1 protein-coding gene is annotated in these 1,547 nt (G+C 64.4%); it reads left to right on the top strand.

Annotated features, from left to right (window positions below; all coding sequences use genetic code 11):
* Positions 1-1,331 (top strand): putative PEP-binding protein (locus AWC27_RS12760; RefSeq protein ID WP_245847021.1); only part of this gene is annotated, 1,331 nt, incomplete at its 5' end.
* Positions 1,332-1,547 lie beyond the last annotated feature (216 nt).

The raw sequence follows: 1,547 nt of genomic DNA, 5'->3' as shown, positions 1-1,547 counted from the left end.
CCACGTTGGGCAACAACGGAACCGACGAGTCGGGCGATTCGAGTGTGTTGTTACGCGGACTGCCCGCAGCGCCCGGTGCGGCGTCGGGACGGGTTCGAGTGCTGCAGACGCCTCAAGAGGGAAACCGACTGCTGGACAACGAGATTCTGGTGGCCCCGATGACCAACCCGGACTGGTTGCCCGCCATCCGGCGGGCGGCCGCACTGGTCACCGAGACCGGCGGCATGACCTGCCACGCCGCCATCGTCGCGCGTGAGCTGATGGTTCCCTGCGTGGTGGGAGCTCGGGGCGCGACGACCACTCTGCACGACGGACAGGTGGTGACTGTCGACGGCTCGCACGGGAACGTCGTATCCGGGGCCGCCAAGGCACCGATGCAGGCTGCGGCCGTCGAACGGCCGCCCGTGACCCTTTCGGCCGGCGTCACCACCGGCACCAAGATTTACGTCAACCTGGCCATACCGGACTCCGCCGAAGCCGTGGCGGCACAGGATGTCGACGGGGTGGGCTTGCTACGCGCGGAATTCATGCTCACCCAAGCGCTTTCCGGACGGCACCCGCGCGACCTCATCGCACACGGAGAGCAGTCCAAACTGGTGGACGCCATGGCGGGCTCCATCGGCCGCATCGCGTCGGCGTTCGCGCCCCGGCCAGTCGTCTACCGCGCTACCGACTTCCGCAGCAACGAATTTCGCGGCCTGCGGGGCGGGGAGGCCTACGAGCCGGTCGAGCACAATCCGATGATCGGTTACCGCGGGTGCTACCGATATGTCAAAGAACCCGACCTGTTCGGACTGGAACTCGAGGCCTTAGCGCGAGTGCGCGAGCAGAATCCCAACGTGCATCTGATGATTCCGTTCGTACGCACCCGATGGGAACTGGAAACCTGCCTGTCGTTGGTCGACGCCAGCCCGCTTGGTTCGCAGCGGGGTCTGCATCGCTGGGTGATGGCCGAGGTGCCGTCGGTGACCTACTGGCTGCCGGAGTACGTCGGCATGGGAATCGACGGAGTGTCCATCGGCAGTAACGACCTCACCCAGTTGGTCCTAGGGGTCGACCGCGACTCCGATATCTGCGCCGAGCTGTTCGACGAATCCGATGCGGCTGTGCTGGATGCGATCGGTCGCATTATCGCGACCGCGCGCAAACACGGCATTACCTCTTCGCTGTGCGGCCAGGCGCCGTCGACCAACCCGGCCTTCGCCGAGCATCTGGTCCGCATGGGTATTACTTCGGTATCGGTCAACCCGGATGCGGTCGACGCCACCCGTCGCACGGTTGCAGCGGCAGAACGGCGGTTGCTGTTGGAAAACGCCCGCGCAGGTGCATAGCCGACGTCGTGCGCGCGCCGTTCGATGCTTGCGTTGCGTGCAATAGTTACTTCGTAAACTTTTGCTAGACGCTGGCATGCCGGTTTCTTAGCGTCATCACGTGACTCGTACACGGCGACCGAACCGGCACCAAATTCAGCAAACCTTCGGTCACTGATTCGTGGTTGGAGGTACGCGATGTCGTTTGTGAGCGTGACGCAGGAATATGTGGCGGCC

The sequence above is a fragment of the Mycobacterium szulgai genome (genome assembly GCF_002116635.1).
Classification (GTDB): Bacteria; Actinomycetota; Actinomycetes; order Mycobacteriales; family Mycobacteriaceae; genus Mycobacterium; species Mycobacterium szulgai.
Note: the sequence above shows the minus strand (reverse complement) of the source record. Positions and strands in the feature narration are given on the sequence as shown.